Source organism: Exiguobacterium sp. LL15, assembly GCF_024436095.1.
Lineage (GTDB): Bacteria > Bacillota > Bacilli > Exiguobacteriales > Exiguobacteriaceae > Exiguobacterium_A > Exiguobacterium_A indicum.
Genome location: NZ_JANFNX010000001.1, coordinates 946,783 through 962,523 on the forward strand (window position 1 = coordinate 946,783; position 15,741 = coordinate 962,523).

Consider the following 15,741-nt stretch of genomic DNA (forward strand, 5'->3'; position numbering starts at 1 on the left):
ATGATAGTGAAAAAAATCGTAGCAGATACGGTGGCTGAAGCAATGGAGCGAGTTAAACAGGAGTTAGGCGAAGAAGCTATCATCTTGAATACACGGCATATAAAAGTCGGTGGTATTTTCGGGGTTTTTGCAAAACGAAAAGTAGAATTGGTCGGTTCGGTGGATGAACATGTAGAGGATAAAAGGACTGTTAAAGTAGAACAGCCGAATAGAGTGAACCTTCATGTAAACCAAATAGAACAGCGATCAATCGTAGAACGCCCTACAATTATTACGACAGGGGAAAGACCATTACCAAGAGAACTAAGACAGTACGCTAAGTTACTTGCGGAGCCAGCGTTGAATCAGTTGGCAGAACACCTACACGAGAAACTTGTGTCAACTTATTATCAAACGCAGCAAGCTGAATTGAACACGGTATTACTCGAAGAGGTTCAAGCGAAGATTCGGACGAAAACGACGCATTCGAAATTCATTATGTTAACAGGTCCTACAGGTGTCGGAAAGACGACTACGATTGCAAAACTAGCAGCACATTTTACATTAACAGAAAAAAAACGAGTCGGTCTTATTACGACGGATACATATCGGATATCTGCCATTGAACAATTAAACACATATGCAGATATACTAGGTATCCCGATTCATGTTGCATACGATCTGAATGACTTTGAACAAGCGAAAGAAGCATTACAATCATGCGATATCGTTCTGATTGACACAGCGGGTAGGAATTTCCTTGATGTCGGGTATGTTGAACAATTAAAAAGTCGGCATACTTTTGAAGAGACGGATGTATTTCTCGTACTCAGTCTGACTGCGAAATATCAAGATCTACTTCGTATGTATGATCGCTTTCAATCCGTACCTGTATCTGGAATTATTTTCTCAAAAGCGGACGAGACAAGTGAATTATGGTCAATCGTTGGTCTCGCGGAAGAAAGTGATGTACCCATCTATTGTATAACCACTGGTCAAGAAGTACCTGAAGATATCTTGTTTAGTTCTGTAGAAGAGATATCCCAGATGATCGTCGAGAGAGGAATGGGATGATGCAAGAAGATCAAGCTCGAGTCCTACGCTCTAAGTTATCCGTAAATGAAACTAAAACGATTGCTATTGTTAGTGGTAAAGGTGGCGTTGGGAAAACGAACGTCGCTGTCAACTTAGGTGTTGCTCTATCTCTTCAAAACAAGAAGGTACTTATTATCGATTTAGATATCGGTATGGCCAACATTGGTATTTTACTCGGTAAATCTTCTAAGTTATCACTGATGGAATGTGTGAAGAAAAGAGAATCACTACAACAGTCAATTGTAGAATATTCACCAACCCTTCAGTTCATTCATGGGGGAAGTGGATTTGCTGAATTGACGAATTTCACGAGTGATGACATTACCTTTTTATTACGTGAATTTCGATTCTTCTATGAATATGATTATGTATTACTTGATCTAGGTGCCGGTGCTAATCATCAAACGTTTGATTTCATTGGTAGTGCAGATGAAGCATGGCTAGTTGTTACACCAGAACCTACTTCCATCATGGATGGGTACGCGTTTGTAAAATTAGCCCATCATCATGCGAATGAATTGCCTGTTTCCGTGATTGTTAATCGAGCTACGAATGGTGAAGAAGCTCTTGAAACATTTGATCGGCTCGAATTAGTCAGCTCTCAATTTTTAAGAAAATCACTACGTTTCATTGGTTTTCTACCTGAAGATCAAACAGTAGTGAAAGCGGTCAAAGCCCAAATGCCATTTTATATCATGGATCGAAAAAGTCATGTCAGTTGGCGAATGGATCACATTACTACTTCATTGACGGGTGTTCGCGTAAAAGAACGAAAGTTTTTAGATCGATTATTAAGTCGGCTAAAGCATGGGAAAGATCATGTCCATTAAGTTGGAAATAAAGGAGGAAATCATTCATGGACTTAAATGAATATGTAGGATTGTTCCTTGATGAATCAATGGAGCACCTTCAAGCAATCAATACAAGCTTATTGGATTTCGAACAACGTATGGATGACGAAGCTGTCATTGATCAAATTTTCCGGTCAGCTCACACACTCAAAGGAATGGCAGGAACGATGGGGTATGATGCTATCGCTGACTTAACGCATGAAATGGAGAGTGCTCTCGATTTAGTTCGCTCTAAAAAACAACCAGCTACTTCCGAACTGATTGATGTATTATTCGTCGCGGCAGAACAACTTGAAACGATGGTTGAAGATATTAGTCGAGGCGGAAAAGGAAAGTTAGATGTAACGGAGACGGTTAATCGATTGAAGCGATTCATTCAACCGAATGATGTACAAGTTGAAACGAATGTTCTACCTACTACGCAACAGAATTTTGAATGTGATGTCTATTCAAAAGCGGTTGTCCAACAATCGATTGCAGCAGGCTATCAAGCATACGTGTTATCAGTCGAACTATCAGCTGATGTCATCTTAAAAGCTGCTCGTGTTTATATGGTGTTTGATCGTCTTCAATCACTGGGGGACGTCATTTTATCAAATCCGACTTCAGATGACTTAGAGCAAGAACATTTTGATACATCATTTGAGATTTTATTCGTAACACAAAGTGAAAAAGAGACGATTCGAGAAGCAGTTGAAGCCGTATCAGAAGTGGCGAATGTTTCCATCGTCCCTTTTGAGACGACGTCAGAAGCAGAAGTTGCCACTTCTACGTTGCAACAAGAACCTGTTACTGAAGAGATTCAAAAAGAGGCGACTTCTACGACGAGTGAACCAATGGATGTCACTGCACCAGTCGCTTCAAAAACGATCCGTGTCAATCTTGAACGGATTGACCGCCTCATGAACTTATTTGAGGAGTTCATCATCGATCGAGGTCGCTTAGAACGAATTGCGGCAGAAGTAGGCTCTCCTGAATTGACGGATACTGTTGAGCGAATTAAGCGTGGGACGAACGAATTACAGTCTCTCGTATTGACTTTACGTATGATGCCAATTGAACAAGTATTTAATCGTTTCCCACGAATGGTACGTTCTGTATCGAAAGATGTCGGAAAACACATAAAACTTCATATCACTGGTGCTGAGACAGAGTTGGATCGAACAGTCATCGATGAGATCGGAGATCCATTAGTTCACTTGATTCGTAATGCAATCGATCATGGAATCGAAAACAAAGCGGACCGAATTCTTGCTGGAAAACCTGTTGAAGGGAATTTATCATTACGCGCCTATCATTCGGGAAATCGAGTCTTCATTGAAATCGAAGATGATGGTGCTGGAATTAACCACGAGCGCGTCACACGAATCGCGATTGAAAAGGGGCTAATTACGGAAGAAGAGGCGGCACTATTAACAATTGAAGAAGCATCGATGTTATTATTCGCTCCAGGTTTTTCGACAGCAGAAACGGTGACAGATTTGTCCGGGCGAGGTGTAGGACTCGATGTTGTGAAATCCAAGATTGAATCTCTTGGTGGGGAAGTATTTGTAGAAACACGTCGTGGTGAAGGTACTATTTTCCGAATTAGTCTACCACTTACGTTATCTATCATTTCAGCAATGTTGGTTGAACTTGGTAAAGAAACGTATGCTATTCCGTTGACGGCAATCATCGAGACAACATCATTAAGAAGCTCTTCGATCTTACAGGCGCATCGCGAGAAAGTATTCGATTTCCGTGGACAATTGGTTCCATTGATTTCGTTAAATGAAGTCTATGGATTGCCGCAACATGAGGCGGAGGCTTACTCCGTTGTTGTTGTTCGTAGTGGTGAAAAGCTGGCAGGTTTAATCGTTTCTGAATTGATTGGACAACAAGAAATTGTCATGAAGCCGCTAGGTAGTTATCTCGAAGGTATTCGGGCTATTTCCGGAGCAACTATACTTGGCGATGGGCAAGTGGCATTAATCATTGACAGTAACGCTCTATTACGAAAGTGAGGGAATTGAAGATGGAACAAAAGTGGGTTGTTTTTCAACTAGAAGAGAATTCATATGGGATTGACGTACAATCTGTTCGTTCAATTGAACGTCTCATTCCCATCACACGAATTCCAAATGCTGCTTCTTACGTTAAAGGTGTAATTAATTTGCGTGGAGTCGTAACACCTGTGATTGATTTACGTTCACGTTTAGGTTTTGACGTAATCGAAGAAACAGAAGAAACACGGATCATCATTGCAACACTTGAGCACGGAGACGCTGGATTCATCGTTGATCGAGCGAATGAAGTCGTAGAATCTTCTGAAGTTAGAATCGAGCCTTTGGGCGAACAAAAACAGGAAGATGCATCTTACCTAACGGCAGTCGCAAAAGGAGAAGACCAACTGTTTTCTTTAATCGAACCAAATCGATTATTTGAGGATATCGTTCATGCTTAATTCAGATCAAAAAGATATTTTCAGAGAAATTGGAAATATCGGAGCAGGTCATGCTGCTACAGCATTGTCTACACTTTTAGGGAAACCAATTGAAATCGAAGTGCCTTCTGCCGAATTAGAATCGTTTACAACGATCATAGATCGTGTGGGCGGTGCAGAAGCTTACACGGCTGGCGCATTGTTACGGTTTTCAGGTGATATTCGAGCGACCTTGCTTTTTTTGATGCCACTCCATGATGCAGAAAAGTTAATTGGACAGCTAATGAAATCTGAATTCCAATTTTTCTCTGATTCTCATGAAATGGGGGTTTCTGCCTGGGAGGAAATCGGGAATATACTAATTGGGGCATATGCACGATCGATTTCAGATTGGTTGGATTTGTCCCTCCAAGTCAGTGTTCCTGCTTCTGCATTTGATATGGTTGGCGCACTTCTCGAGGTGGCATTGCTTGAATCTTCAACACCGGGAAATATGGCTTTGTATATCGACACTCATCTTTCTAGTGCCGGGAATGAATTGACTGGACACTTGCTTCTCCTTCCAGAAGCAAATGCGTTTCAGACAGTTTTTCAGCGATTGGGTGTGGACATTGATGGATGAACTCATACGTATTGGAATTGCAGAATACGCAATCAGCAAACAGCCTGTCATTCTTCGCACTGCTGGTCTTGGTTCTTGCGTTGGGGTCGTCATCTATGATCAAGAGCGAGGGTTATCAAGCATGGCACATGTGATGTTGCCAGATTCGGCCATTAGTCGTAATCGCGAGGCAGAAATCGGTAAGTTTGCAGATACTGCTATTTTAGAAATCGTAAAACGCTTACGAGCAAATGGTGCATTACGCTTACGTGCTAAGATTGCTGGTGGTGCACAGATGTTCCAATTCAAATACGAACATGAATCGATGCGAATTGGAGAACGAAACATTGCGTCCGTCAAAGATATGTTACAAAAGACAGGAATCCCACTCGTTGCAGAAGATGTAGGTGGCACGAATGGGCGGACGATCGAGTTCCACTCAAAGTCAGGACGTCTCGTTATCCGGACAGTAAATGTCGGGACGTTGGAAATATAGAGGAGGAATGGTCATGCGTGAGGAATTACAACAACTTTGGGATCGATGGCTATCGACACGTGATATCACGGTAGCAGATGAATTACTTTTGAATTACGAGCCTCTCGTTCAGTATCATGTTCAACGACTAAGTGCAACATTACCTAAAAGTGTCGATCGGGATGAATTGAAAAGTTTAGGGATGATGGGATTGTACGATGCTCTTCAAAAATTCGATCAAAATCATAATAATAAATTCGACACGTATGCCGCCTTTCGGATTCGAGGAGCAATTTTAGATGGATTGCGAAAAATCGATTGGTTACCACGTTCTTTACGAGAAAAAGCAAAGCGGGTCGAAGCAGCTGTTGAAATACTAGAGCAATCTCTTCAAAGAACTCCGACGATTGAAGAAGTATCTTCGATTGTAGAAATGTCTACAGATGAAGTGAAGAGTGCGTTAGCTGAAAGTTATTTTGCAAATGTATTATCGATTGACGAAGCCGTCACTTTACAAGATGAAGGGAAAGCAATGACCGTTTCCTATCTAGACCCTGATACTGCGACTCCGGAAGACATGTTATTAATGCGTGAGTTGATTGCTAAATTAGCAGAGGAAGTTAAAGAATTGTCAGAAAAAGAACAACTCGTCGTTTCCTTGTTCTACTATGAAGAATTAACATTGACTGAGATTGGCGAAATCCTTGAATTGTCAACATCTCGAATTTCTCAAATCCACTCTAAGGCTCTCCGTAAATTAAAAAATGCATTGGGAAGTGCCTACTTAGCAGATCGTGTCGCAATGTGAAAGGAAATCAATCATGACAGTCGTGTATATACTCTTAGCAGCTCTTATATGCTACGCACTACTTGTGCTGTTTCGTCAGCAAGCGGATTTAAAAGATCGTATATCCCGTTTAGAGCTTGAAAAAAGCGAAACAGAGCAAGTTTTATTAAGCTTTATGGAGCAAGTAAATGAAATGACCGAGCAGAACGTAAAATCTGAGGTATCATCTAATCCTATAAATGAAACATATCAGAATCCATCAATAGAATCAGTTTTACCTGAGGAAAATGTTGTACAAAATGAACGAGCTGAATCATATATTGAAACACCAGTTCCTTCTGAAGTACAGAACGAAGAACAGGTCTTAACAGATGTGGAGCAGGCTTTACGCGAAGGAACAGATATTGAGACACTCGCTCGTTCTTTGAACCGGGGAACGGGTGAGGTCGCTTTAATTGCTAAACTTTCTCGTCAAACGAAGGTTGCTCCTCGTTAATCTTTATGCTATATTAGTCTACGGTGTTAATTACGCACGCATGTATCGCCAGCTGCGGTGCCTTTAATAGGTTAGCTGGACAGACGATCATCGCGGAGGACATCCAAAACCCAAAAGGAGGAATTCATCATGGCAGTAATCTCGATGAAACAATTGTTAGAAGCTGGTGTACACTTCGGTCACCAAACACGCCGTTGGAACCCAAAAATGGCGAAATACATCTTCACAGAACGGAACGGAATCTACATCATCGACCTTCAAAAAACGGTCAAAAAAGTAGACGAAGCATACAACTTCATCCGTGAAGTAGCGTCTGAAGGCGGAAACGTTCTTTTCGTTGGTACGAAAAAACAAGCTCAAGACACTGTGAAAGAAGAAGCGATCCGTGCAGGTCAATACTTCATCAACGAACGTTGGTTGGGTGGAACTCTCACGAACTTCTCTACAATCAAAAAACGTATCAACCGTTTGAAACAACTTGAAAAAATGGAAGAGAACGGTACATTCGAAGTTCTTCCTAAAAAAGAAGTCATCATTCTTAAAAAAGAAATGACTCGTCTTGAGAAATTCCTCGGCGGTATCAAAGATATGCCAGGCGTTCCGGATGCACTCTTCATCGTTGACCCACGCAAAGAGCGTATCGCGATTGCAGAAGCACACAAACTCAACATCCCAATCGTTGCGATTGTTGATACGAACTGTGATCCAGACGAAATCGACTACGTCATCCCAGCGAACGACGATGCGATCCGTGCAGTCAAATTGCTCACTGGTAAAATGGCTGACGCAATCCTCGAAGTTAAACAAGGCGAAGATAACGTAGCACCTGAAACTACTGAAGAAGTAGTAGCAGACGCTGAGTAATTCGTGATGCCAGGTGATAAAGGGAATCGACCTTTTATCACCTTTTTTTTGAAACTAAGGATGTTATAAGGAGGAATATCGAATGGCTATTACAGCAGCAATGGTTAAAGAACTTCGTGAAAAAACAGGTGCAGGTATGCTCGACTGCAAAAAAGCACTCGTTGAAACTGACGGTGACATGAACGCAGCAGTAGATTTCTTGCGTGAAAAAGGGATCGCTAAAGCAGCAGCAAAAGGCGATCGTATCGCAGCTGAAGGGTTGACTGCAGTTGCAGTTGACGGCAACAAAGCGGCACTCGTTGAAATCAACTCAGAAACAGACTTCGTTGCGAAAAACGAACGTTTCCAAACACTCGTTCAAAACATCGCAGACGCTGTTCTCCGTAACGGTTCTGAGACAGCAGAAGCTGCTCTTGCTTCTGAATACGAAGCAGGCAAAACAATCGACACATACATCTCAGAAGAAGCTTCAACAATCGGAGAGAAAATCTCACTCCGTCGCGTAGCGCTCTTCACAAAAGCAGATGATGCAGTCTTCGGTTCTTACCTCCACATGGGTGGTCGCATCGGTTCAGTCGTCGTTATCGAAGGTACGACAGACGAAACAGTTGCAAAAGACGTTGCAATGCACATCGCAGCAGCACGTCCACTTTACGTTGACCGTACTTCTGTCACAGAAGAAGAAAAAGCACGTGAAGAAAAAGTCCTCACTGAGCAAGCATTGAACGAAGGAAAACCAGCTAACATCGTTGAAAAAATGATCGTTGGTCGTATGAACAAGTTCTTCGAGGAAATCTGCCTCGTCGATCAAACGTTCGTTAAGGATCCAGACTTCAAAGTTGGTAAATATGTAGAATCTAAAGGCGGTAAAGTCGTGTCATTCGTACGCTTCGAAGTTGGAGAAGGTATGGAAAAACGCGAAGAGAACTTCGCTGAAGAAGTTATGAACCAACTTAAAAAATAAGAATCGGGATCATCCTGATGACAAGAGAAGGAACACGTATGCTTCAATCCACTTTCGTGTGGAAGTGGTTCGTGTTCCTTTTTTACGGAATTTAGCAAGGGGGACATAGTCATGCAACCGAAATATAACCGGATTGTGTTAAAATTGAGCGGAGAAGCGCTCGCAGGAGATCAAGGGTTTGGGATTAATCCTGTCATCGTCAAATCCATCTCGGAACAGATTCGCGAATTGATTGAATTAAATGTTGAAGTAGCGGTCGTTGTCGGAGCTGGAAATATTTGGCGTGGTAAAACAGGTGCAGAACTTGGGATGGACCGGGCCAATGCCGATTATATGGGGATGCTAGCGACAGTCATGAACTCGCTTGCGCTTCAAGACAGTTTAGAAGATGTAGGTGTTGAAACACGTGTTCAAACATCGATCGAGATGCGCCAAGTAGCAGAACCATATATTCGTCGCCGTGCAATGCGTCATCTTGAAAAAGGACGAGTTGTTATTTTTGCAGCAGGTACCGGAAATCCTTATTTCTCAACTGACACAACGGCTGCTCTTCGTGCAGCAGAAATCGAAGCAGAAGTCATCTTGATGGCGAAAAACAATGTCGATGGTGTGTACTCAGCGGATCCGAACGTTGATCCAGAAGCGAAAAAATTCGAGACGCTCTCTTACTTGGATGTCTTAAAAGATGGACTCCAAGTCATGGATTCTACAGCTACATCACTTTGTATGGACAATGACATCCCGCTCATCGTCTTCTCGTTGATGGAAGAAGGTAACATCAAACGTGTCGTCATCGGTGACGAAATCGGGACAATCGTAAGGGGGAACTAATATGTCAAAAGAAATCTTAAAACAAGCCGAAGAACGGATGGAAAAAGCACATCTTTCACTTAAGAAGGAACTTGCGACACTCCGTGCAGGTCGTGCGAACGTTGCGATTTTGGATCCCGTTCAAGTCGAATACTATGGTTCACCAACACCGCTGAATCAAGTAGCGAATGTCAACACACCAGAGGCACGCCTAATCTTGATCACTCCTTGGGATAAGTCAATGGTGAGTGAGATTGAAAAAGCGATTCAACGTGCTGATCTTGGTCTTGCACCATCATCTGATGGTACGGTCATCCGTCTTGCGATTCCACCATTAACGGAAGAGCGTCGGAAGGAACTGGTTAAACTCGTCAAGAAGTATACGGAAGAAGGCAAGGTTGCCCTCCGTAACATTCGTCGTGACACGAACGAACAGTTGAAGAAACAAGAAAAAGATGGTGCATTGACAGAAGATGATCTACGTGGTTATACAGAAGATGTTCAGACGTTGACAGACAAGTTCGTCAAACAACTTGATCAAACGGCAACGGAAAAAGAACAAGAAATCATGGAAGTATGACGCGACGGATCGTCATGTGGGGGACTCTTTGTCACACGAAGAGTCCCTTTCTTCATAATTGAGAGAGGAGGAAGTGCGAATGTTTCAATGGTTGAATCAGACGAAAGAAACCGAAACCTATGAACGGGTGCCAGAACATGTTGCGATCATCATGGATGGAAATGGACGATGGGCAAAAAAACGTGGGCTTCCGCGAATTATGGGACATCGTGAAGGGATGAAATCGATTCGAGAAGTCGTTCGAGTTGCAAATGAGCTTGGTATCAGAAGCTTGACACTATATGCCTTTTCAACTGAAAACTGGACGCGTCCAGAAGAAGAAGTTAATTTTTTGATGAAGCTCCCAGCTCAGTTTTTAGAATCAGATTTGAAAGAACTCGATGCCCAAAATGTTAAGGTCGAGGTAGCAGGTGAAGTATCTCGCCTCCCTCATTTCACGCGTGAGGCGGTCGAACAAGCGAAACTGGATACGCAACACAATACAGGACTTCGTCTGATTTTCGCTCTGAATTATGGAGGACGCGATGAACTCGTGCAAGTCATGCAAAAACTGGGCGCACAGGTTCAGGCAGGAACATTGTCACCGGATGCGATTACACCGGAGACGATCGAGCGCGAGCTAATGACAGGATCCGTAACCGATGTCGATTTCGTGATTCGAACGAGTGGCGAACAACGGTTATCGAACTTCTTACTTTGGCAAGCGGCGTACGCAGAGTTTTATTTTACAGATGTCTTGTGGCCAGAGTTTCGTCGGGATGCTTTCTTGGCAGCAATTGAAGATTACAATCAACGGACACGCCGATTTGGCGGCGTCTGATTAAATGAGGAACTAGCTTATGAAAACTCGGATTATCACAGGGATATGGGCAGGCGCCATCTTTTTGGCGCTTTTGTACATCGGTGGACTTCCCTTTTTAGCGTTTATGGCAGTACTAACGATTCTCGGTTATACCGAGCTCGTCCGGATGCGACAATGGAGCGGCTCGCGCATTCCACGAATTTTATTCGGGATCGGTACGTTATTACCATTCGTCGGTATCTATGAAGAGGCAGTCGATCGGACACTCCCAATCGGACTTTCACCAATCGCTTGGGCAATGATCATTTTATTGATCGGTCTCTTTTGGAACGTGTTTTCGAAAAATGTCTTTACGTTCGATGATGTCGCCTTTTTACTGCTGACTGCGGTTTATGTTGGTGTCGGTTTTGCATCGTTCGCCTACATCCGCTTACTCGAACATGGATTAACGTGGTCGCTCTTGATCATTCTCTTGATCTGGTTTACGGATTCAGGGGCGTACTTCGTCGGGAAACGATTTGGTAAGAATAAACTGTGGCCGTCAATCAGCCCGAACAAAACGATTGAAGGGGCAGTCGGTGGCGTGCTACTTGCCATCTTACTCGGTGTCGTGTTTGAAAGTATCGAACCGACAGTCGGTTTTGGGAAAGTCATTGTCCTTGCCATCATCGTTGCCGTCGTTGGGCAACTTGGTGACTTGGTCCAGTCCGCTTACAAACGCCATTATGGTGTGAAGGATTCTGGAACGTTACTACCGGGCCATGGTGGTATTCTAGATCGGTTCGACAGCATGATGATCGTCTTTACGGTCCTCGTCGTACTCGATATCTTTGCTTGAGGAGGCACTTCATTATGAAGAAAATCAGTATCATCGGTGGAACGGGATCGATTGGTACGCAGACACTTGATGTCATTGCGGCTAATCCAGATCTTTTTGAATTGACGAGTTTTGCATTTGGTCGCAACACGACGGTCGCCGTACCGTGGTTGAATCGTTTGCAACCGATGCTTGTCGGAGTTCAAGATGAGACAACACGTCAAGAACTCGAGCAGCAGTTGAGTTATCAGCCGACGATCGTCATCGGTGAAGAAGGATTGCTTGATGTCGTGACGCATCCTGAAGTCGATACAGTCATTACAGCGGTCGTAGGAGCTGTCGGCTTACGTCCGACGCTTGCCGCGATCGAGGCGGGTAAAACGATTGGTCTTGCGAACAAAGAAACACTCGTCACGGCAGGGCACCTTGTCATGAAGCTCGCGCGCGAAAAAAACGTGACGATTTTACCCGTTGATAGTGAACATGCGGCGATTTTCCAATGCTTGAACGGGGAGCGGCGAGAGGATGTGCGTCAAATCATCTTAACGGCATCAGGCGGAAGCTTCCGTGATCAATCACGGGAAGAACTGGCAGACGTGACGGTCGAACAAGCACTGGCGCATCCGAACTGGTCGATGGGAGCAAAAATCACGATTGATTCGGCGACGATGATGAACAAAGGGTTCGAAGTCATTGAAGCGCACTGGTTATTTGATGTCGACTATGCGGATATCGATGTCGTCATTCATCGTGAATCGATCATCCACTCGATGGTTGAGTTCAACGATGGTGCCGTCATGGCGCAGCTTGGTATGCCCGACATGCGGGAGCCGATTCAGTACGCTCTTACATATCCGTCCCGCCTTGAAATCCAAGGGGGAGAACGGTTAAACTTAAAGGAAATCGGACGCTTACACTTTGCTGATGCATCATTTGATCGTTATCCGTTGTTACGACTTGCTTTTGAAGCGGGTCAAGCCGGTGGATCGATGCCATCAGTACTCAATGCTGCGAACGAACAAGCAGTGGACCGTTTTTTAAAAGGGGACATTCGCTTTTTAGAAATCGAAGCGAGCGTTGAGGCGGCGCTTCAAGCTCACACCCTTATCGACGAGCCTTCCTTGGATCAAATCCTTGAAGCCGATCGATGGGCGCGTGAGTTCGTATCGTCTCTTACATTCGCTAACTAAGGATGGGATAAGTAATGACGACCTTTATTTCAATCGTACTGATGTTCGGTGTACTCGTCGCCGTCCATGAATGGGGTCATCTCGTAATGGCGAAGCGGGCAGGTATTCTCTGTCGGGAATTCGCGATTGGATTTGGACCGAAGATCTTTTCAGTGTTTAAAAATGAGACGTTGTATACGGTGCGCCTGTTGCCGATTGGCGGTTATGTCAAGATGGCGGGTGAAGAACCTGAACTCGTTGAGATCAAATCAGGTCAAACCGTCGGATTACAGTTAAAAGACGGTGTCATCGAGACGATTTATTTCGATGCAGATCAGCCACAAGTCGACCAAGTCGTTACTGTCGAGCGGATTGACTTGTTGCGTCAACTCGAACTCGTTGGGTTACAGGATGAGACCTCGGTCCGATACCCTGTCTCCCCGACAGCATTTCTTGTCGAAGGTCAGACACGGACACAAATTGCGCCGTATGACCGCACATTTGGTTCGAAATCCGTTTGGAAACGCGTCCTTGCGATTGCTGCAGGACCGTTCATGAACTTTGTCCTCGCGTTCGTCATTTTATTCGGTCTTGCCTTATATAATGGCTCTCCGACAGGGGAAAGCGTCATCGGAACAGTACAAAAAGGTTCACCTGCCGATCAAGCAGGACTTGTTGAAGGTGACCGGATCATCTCAGTCAACGGACAGGATACAGCCAAATGGACGGATTTACGTGCTGGATTCCAAGATCGTGCTGGGAAAGCGACAGAAGTAAAATATGAGCGTGATGGGAAAGAGACGACAACTGAAATCACGCCAAAAGTGCAACAGCAAGGAGAACAGAAGGTCGGCATCATCGGTGTTACGAATGAGACAGAAAAATCATTCGGAACAGCACTACAAACGGGCGTTTCAGAAACATGGCGGATGTCGACGCTCATCGTCGGAGCGGTTGGAGATCTCGTGACCGGTGTCGTTGGCGTCGATCAATTATCAGGACCAGTCGGGATCGTCAAGATGACCGATCAGGTCGCAGATAGTGGGTTCTCGATGCTATTGACATGGACTGCATTGTTGTCCGTGAACTTAGCAGTCTTCAACTTATTACCACTTCCAGCACTTGACGGAGGACGCTTGCTGTTCCTCTTCCTTGAAGCCTTACGCGGTAAACCGGTCGATCCTCAAAAAGAAGGATTGGTTCACTTCGTCGGTTTTGCGCTTTTGATGTTACTCATGCTCGTCGTTACTTGGAACGACATTCAAAAATTCTTTTAATTAATCACTCAGTCAAAGGAGTTCGTGACTCATTATGAAACAATCAAAACTATTCATGCCAACGTTGCGTGAAGTACCATCTGATGCAGAAGCCATCAGTCACCAACTCTTGCTTCGTGCAGGATTCATGCGTCAAAATGCCGCTGGAATCTATTCGTATCTCCCACTCGCAAAACGCGTTCTCGCAAACATCGAGACAATCATTCGCGAGGAATTAGAGGCAGCGGGTGCGCAAGAATTACTGATGCCAGCGATTCAACCAGCTGAACTATGGGAAGAAACAGGACGCTGGGATATCTATGGACCTGAATTAATGCGCTTGACGGATCGTCATGATCGCCGGTTCGCGCTCGGAGCGACGCACGAGGAACTGATCACTTCAATCGTTCGTGATGAATTGAACTCGTACAAAAAGTTACCGGTCAATCTCTTCCAGATTCAAATGAAATACCGTGACGAACGTCGCCCACGTTTCGGTTTATTACGTGGTCGTGAGTTCATCATGAAAGATGCATACTCGTTCCATTCGTCACAAGAGAGCTTAGACGAAGAGTATCAAAACATGTTTGATACGTATTCGCGGATTTTCTCACGTGTGGGTCTTGAGTTCCGTCCAGTCGTCGCTGACTCGGGTGCAATCGGTGGTAGTGGAACACATGAGTTCCATGCGTTAGCAGCAATCGGTGAAGATACGATCGTCTACTCGGACCAATCGGATTATGCAGCGAACTTAGAGATGGCAGAGTCGATCGATGCCTATCCGAAGCAAGACAAAGCACCAGAAGCACTTGAAGAAGTGCATACAGCAGATGCGAAGACGATCGAAGCGGTCAGTGCACATCTGAACTTACCAGCAAATGAATCGATCAAGACCGTCATCTTCAAGACGGAACAAGGGCTTGTCATGGCACTCGTCCGAGGCGATCACGAAGTCAACGATATCAAATTGAAAAACTATCTGGGCGCACTCGACATCACGATGGCGAGCGACGAAGAGATTGAAGCAGCGCTGCACTCAACGCCTGGAACACTCGGACCGATCGGGGCAGACATGAAGATCGTCGCCGATTACGCGGTACGTGCCTTGACGAACGCTGTCTGTGGTGCAAACAAAGCGGAAACACATTATATCCATGTCGATCCAAGCCGTGATTTCGAAGCAGACTATACGGACTTGCGCTTCGTCGAAGAAGGTGACGCGTCACCAGACGGCAACGGAAACGTTAAATTCGCACGTGGCATCGAAGTCGGTCAAGTCTTCAAACTCGGAACACGTTACTCTGAAGGAATGGGAGCGACGTTCCTTGATGAAGGCGGTAAAGCACAACCACTCATCATGGGATGTTACGGCATCGGTGTCTCGCGGACATTGTCGGCAGTCGTCGAACAACATTATGATGAGCGCGGAATCATTTGGCCAAAAGCGATCGCACCATACGATGTCCATTTGATTGTCGTCAATGGTAAAAATGCAGAACAGCTTGAACTCGGAGAAACACTATACCGGGAGTTGACAGCTGCAGGATTCAGCGTCCTGCTTGACGACCGGAAAGAACGAGCAGGCGTCAAATTCGCCGATGCGGATTTGATTGGTCTACCGGTTCGCTTGAACGTCGGCAAAAAAGCGGCAGAAGGAATCGTCGAATTAAAAGCTCGTCGCGGTGGCGATGCAGAAGAAATTGGACAAGAACAAGTCGTTGAGGCTGTTCGTTCACTCTATGAAGGTTTAGAATAAAGAATGGAGACGGTCAC

The 15,741-nt window shown here is 44.7% G+C and carries 17 protein-coding genes; all 17 read left to right on the top strand.

Annotated elements, in window-relative coordinates; genetic code table 11:
• The 17 genes from NOM72_RS04660 (at position 1) to NOM72_RS04740 (ending at position 15,724) form a co-directional block, all read left to right on the top strand.
• Complete coding sequence (locus NOM72_RS04660; protein WP_055968635.1) at positions 1-1,053, top strand: flagellar biosynthesis protein FlhF; 1,053 nt, start codon at positions 1-3, stop codon at positions 1,051-1,053.
• Positions 1,050-1,904, top strand: a complete 855-nt coding sequence (locus NOM72_RS04665) for a MinD/ParA family protein (RefSeq protein ID WP_035396779.1) — start codon at positions 1,050-1,052, stop codon at positions 1,902-1,904. Before NOM72_RS04660 ends, NOM72_RS04665 begins: the two co-directional genes overlap by 4 nt.
• A 26-nt stretch (positions 1,905-1,930) precedes the next feature.
• Complete coding sequence (locus tag NOM72_RS04670; RefSeq protein WP_023468699.1) at positions 1,931-3,928, top strand: chemotaxis protein CheA; 1,998 nt, start codon at positions 1,931-1,933, stop codon at positions 3,926-3,928.
• Positions 3,929-3,939: 11 nt separating this feature from the next.
• Positions 3,940-4,368 (top strand): chemotaxis protein CheW, encoded by a 429-nt coding sequence (locus tag NOM72_RS04675; protein WP_023468698.1) that lies wholly within the window; start codon positions 3,940-3,942, stop codon positions 4,366-4,368.
• Positions 4,361-4,969, top strand: a complete 609-nt coding sequence (locus tag NOM72_RS04680) for a chemotaxis protein CheC (protein WP_023468697.1) — start codon at positions 4,361-4,363, stop codon at positions 4,967-4,969. The genes NOM72_RS04675 and NOM72_RS04680 overlap by 8 nt, the downstream gene beginning before the upstream one ends.
• Positions 4,962-5,444, top strand: coding sequence for a chemotaxis protein CheD (locus NOM72_RS04685; RefSeq protein ID WP_023468696.1), 483 nt, complete (start codon positions 4,962-4,964; stop codon positions 5,442-5,444). The genes NOM72_RS04680 and NOM72_RS04685 overlap by 8 nt, the downstream gene beginning before the upstream one ends.
• Positions 5,445-5,457: 13 nt before the next feature.
• Positions 5,458-6,231, top strand: coding sequence for a FliA/WhiG family RNA polymerase sigma factor (locus tag NOM72_RS04690; RefSeq protein ID WP_053453774.1), 774 nt, complete (start codon positions 5,458-5,460; stop codon positions 6,229-6,231).
• Between the two features lie 13 nt (positions 6,232-6,244).
• Positions 6,245-6,706, top strand: coding sequence for a hypothetical protein (locus tag NOM72_RS04695; protein WP_035396785.1), 462 nt, complete (start codon positions 6,245-6,247; stop codon positions 6,704-6,706).
• Between the two features lie 129 nt (positions 6,707-6,835).
• Positions 6,836-7,570, top strand: coding sequence for a 30S ribosomal protein S2 (gene rpsB / locus NOM72_RS04700; RefSeq protein WP_012370721.1), 735 nt, complete (start codon positions 6,836-6,838; stop codon positions 7,568-7,570).
• Positions 7,571-7,652: 82 nt separating this feature from the next.
• Positions 7,653-8,534 carry a translation elongation factor Ts gene (gene tsf / locus NOM72_RS04705; protein ID WP_023468693.1) on the top strand — a complete coding sequence of 294 codons (882 nt, stop codon included), beginning with the start codon at positions 7,653-7,655 and terminating at the stop codon, positions 8,532-8,534.
• Between the two features lie 111 nt (positions 8,535-8,645).
• Positions 8,646-9,365: a UMP kinase gene (pyrH, locus tag NOM72_RS04710; RefSeq protein ID WP_023468692.1), complete on the top strand. Its 720-nt coding sequence runs from the start codon at positions 8,646-8,648 to the stop codon at positions 9,363-9,365.
• Between the two features lies 1 nt (position 9,366).
• Positions 9,367-9,924 carry a ribosome recycling factor gene (frr, locus tag NOM72_RS04715; protein WP_023468691.1) on the top strand — a complete coding sequence of 186 codons (558 nt, stop codon included), beginning with the start codon at positions 9,367-9,369 and terminating at the stop codon, positions 9,922-9,924.
• Between the two features lie 79 nt (positions 9,925-10,003).
• Positions 10,004-10,744 carry an undecaprenyl pyrophosphate synthase gene (locus tag NOM72_RS04720; RefSeq protein WP_023468690.1) on the top strand — a complete coding sequence of 247 codons (741 nt, stop codon included), beginning with the start codon at positions 10,004-10,006 and terminating at the stop codon, positions 10,742-10,744.
• 19 nt (positions 10,745-10,763) lie between these two features.
• Positions 10,764-11,564 (top strand): phosphatidate cytidylyltransferase, encoded by an 801-nt coding sequence (locus NOM72_RS04725; protein ID WP_023468689.1) that lies wholly within the window; start codon positions 10,764-10,766, stop codon positions 11,562-11,564.
• 14 nt (positions 11,565-11,578) lie between these two features.
• Entirely contained in the window at positions 11,579-12,733 is a 1,155-nt protein-coding gene (locus NOM72_RS04730; protein WP_255997942.1) for a 1-deoxy-D-xylulose-5-phosphate reductoisomerase, read from the top strand.
• A gap of 14 nt (positions 12,734-12,747) precedes the next feature.
• Positions 12,748-13,989, top strand: coding sequence for an RIP metalloprotease RseP (gene rseP / locus NOM72_RS04735; RefSeq protein ID WP_023468687.1), 1,242 nt, complete (start codon positions 12,748-12,750; stop codon positions 13,987-13,989).
• 34 nt (positions 13,990-14,023) lie between these two features.
• Positions 14,024-15,724: a proline--tRNA ligase gene (locus tag NOM72_RS04740; protein ID WP_023468686.1), complete on the top strand. Its 1,701-nt coding sequence runs from the start codon at positions 14,024-14,026 to the stop codon at positions 15,722-15,724.
• Positions 15,725-15,741 lie beyond the last annotated feature (17 nt).

Excerpts from the sequence above, each read along its gene's own strand:
- NOM72_RS04660 (WP_055968635.1), top strand. The coding sequence starts at position 1 with ATGATAGTGAAAAAAATCGTAGCAGATACGGTGGCTGAAGCAATGGAG.
- NOM72_RS04665 (WP_035396779.1), top strand. The coding sequence starts at position 1,050 with ATGATGCAAGAAGATCAAGCTCGAGTCCTACGCTCTAAGTTATCCGTA.
- NOM72_RS04670 (WP_023468699.1), top strand. The coding sequence starts at position 1,931 with ATGGACTTAAATGAATATGTAGGATTGTTCCTTGATGAATCAATGGAG.
- NOM72_RS04675 (WP_023468698.1), top strand. The coding sequence starts at position 3,940 with ATGGAACAAAAGTGGGTTGTTTTTCAACTAGAAGAGAATTCATATGGG.
- NOM72_RS04680 (WP_023468697.1), top strand. The coding sequence starts at position 4,361 with ATGCTTAATTCAGATCAAAAAGATATTTTCAGAGAAATTGGAAATATC.
- NOM72_RS04685 (WP_023468696.1), top strand. The coding sequence starts at position 4,962 with ATGGATGAACTCATACGTATTGGAATTGCAGAATACGCAATCAGCAAA.
- NOM72_RS04690 (WP_053453774.1), top strand. The coding sequence starts at position 5,458 with ATGCGTGAGGAATTACAACAACTTTGGGATCGATGGCTATCGACACGT.
- NOM72_RS04695 (WP_035396785.1), top strand. The coding sequence starts at position 6,245 with ATGACAGTCGTGTATATACTCTTAGCAGCTCTTATATGCTACGCACTA.
- rpsB (WP_012370721.1), top strand. The coding sequence starts at position 6,836 with ATGGCAGTAATCTCGATGAAACAATTGTTAGAAGCTGGTGTACACTTC.
- tsf (WP_023468693.1), top strand. The coding sequence starts at position 7,653 with ATGGCTATTACAGCAGCAATGGTTAAAGAACTTCGTGAAAAAACAGGT.
- pyrH (WP_023468692.1), top strand. The coding sequence starts at position 8,646 with ATGCAACCGAAATATAACCGGATTGTGTTAAAATTGAGCGGAGAAGCG.
- frr (WP_023468691.1), top strand. The coding sequence starts at position 9,367 with ATGTCAAAAGAAATCTTAAAACAAGCCGAAGAACGGATGGAAAAAGCA.
- NOM72_RS04720 (WP_023468690.1), top strand. The coding sequence starts at position 10,004 with ATGTTTCAATGGTTGAATCAGACGAAAGAAACCGAAACCTATGAACGG.
- NOM72_RS04725 (WP_023468689.1), top strand. The coding sequence starts at position 10,764 with ATGAAAACTCGGATTATCACAGGGATATGGGCAGGCGCCATCTTTTTG.
- NOM72_RS04730 (WP_255997942.1), top strand. The coding sequence starts at position 11,579 with ATGAAGAAAATCAGTATCATCGGTGGAACGGGATCGATTGGTACGCAG.
- rseP (WP_023468687.1), top strand. The coding sequence starts at position 12,748 with ATGACGACCTTTATTTCAATCGTACTGATGTTCGGTGTACTCGTCGCC.
- NOM72_RS04740 (WP_023468686.1), top strand. The coding sequence starts at position 14,024 with ATGAAACAATCAAAACTATTCATGCCAACGTTGCGTGAAGTACCATCT.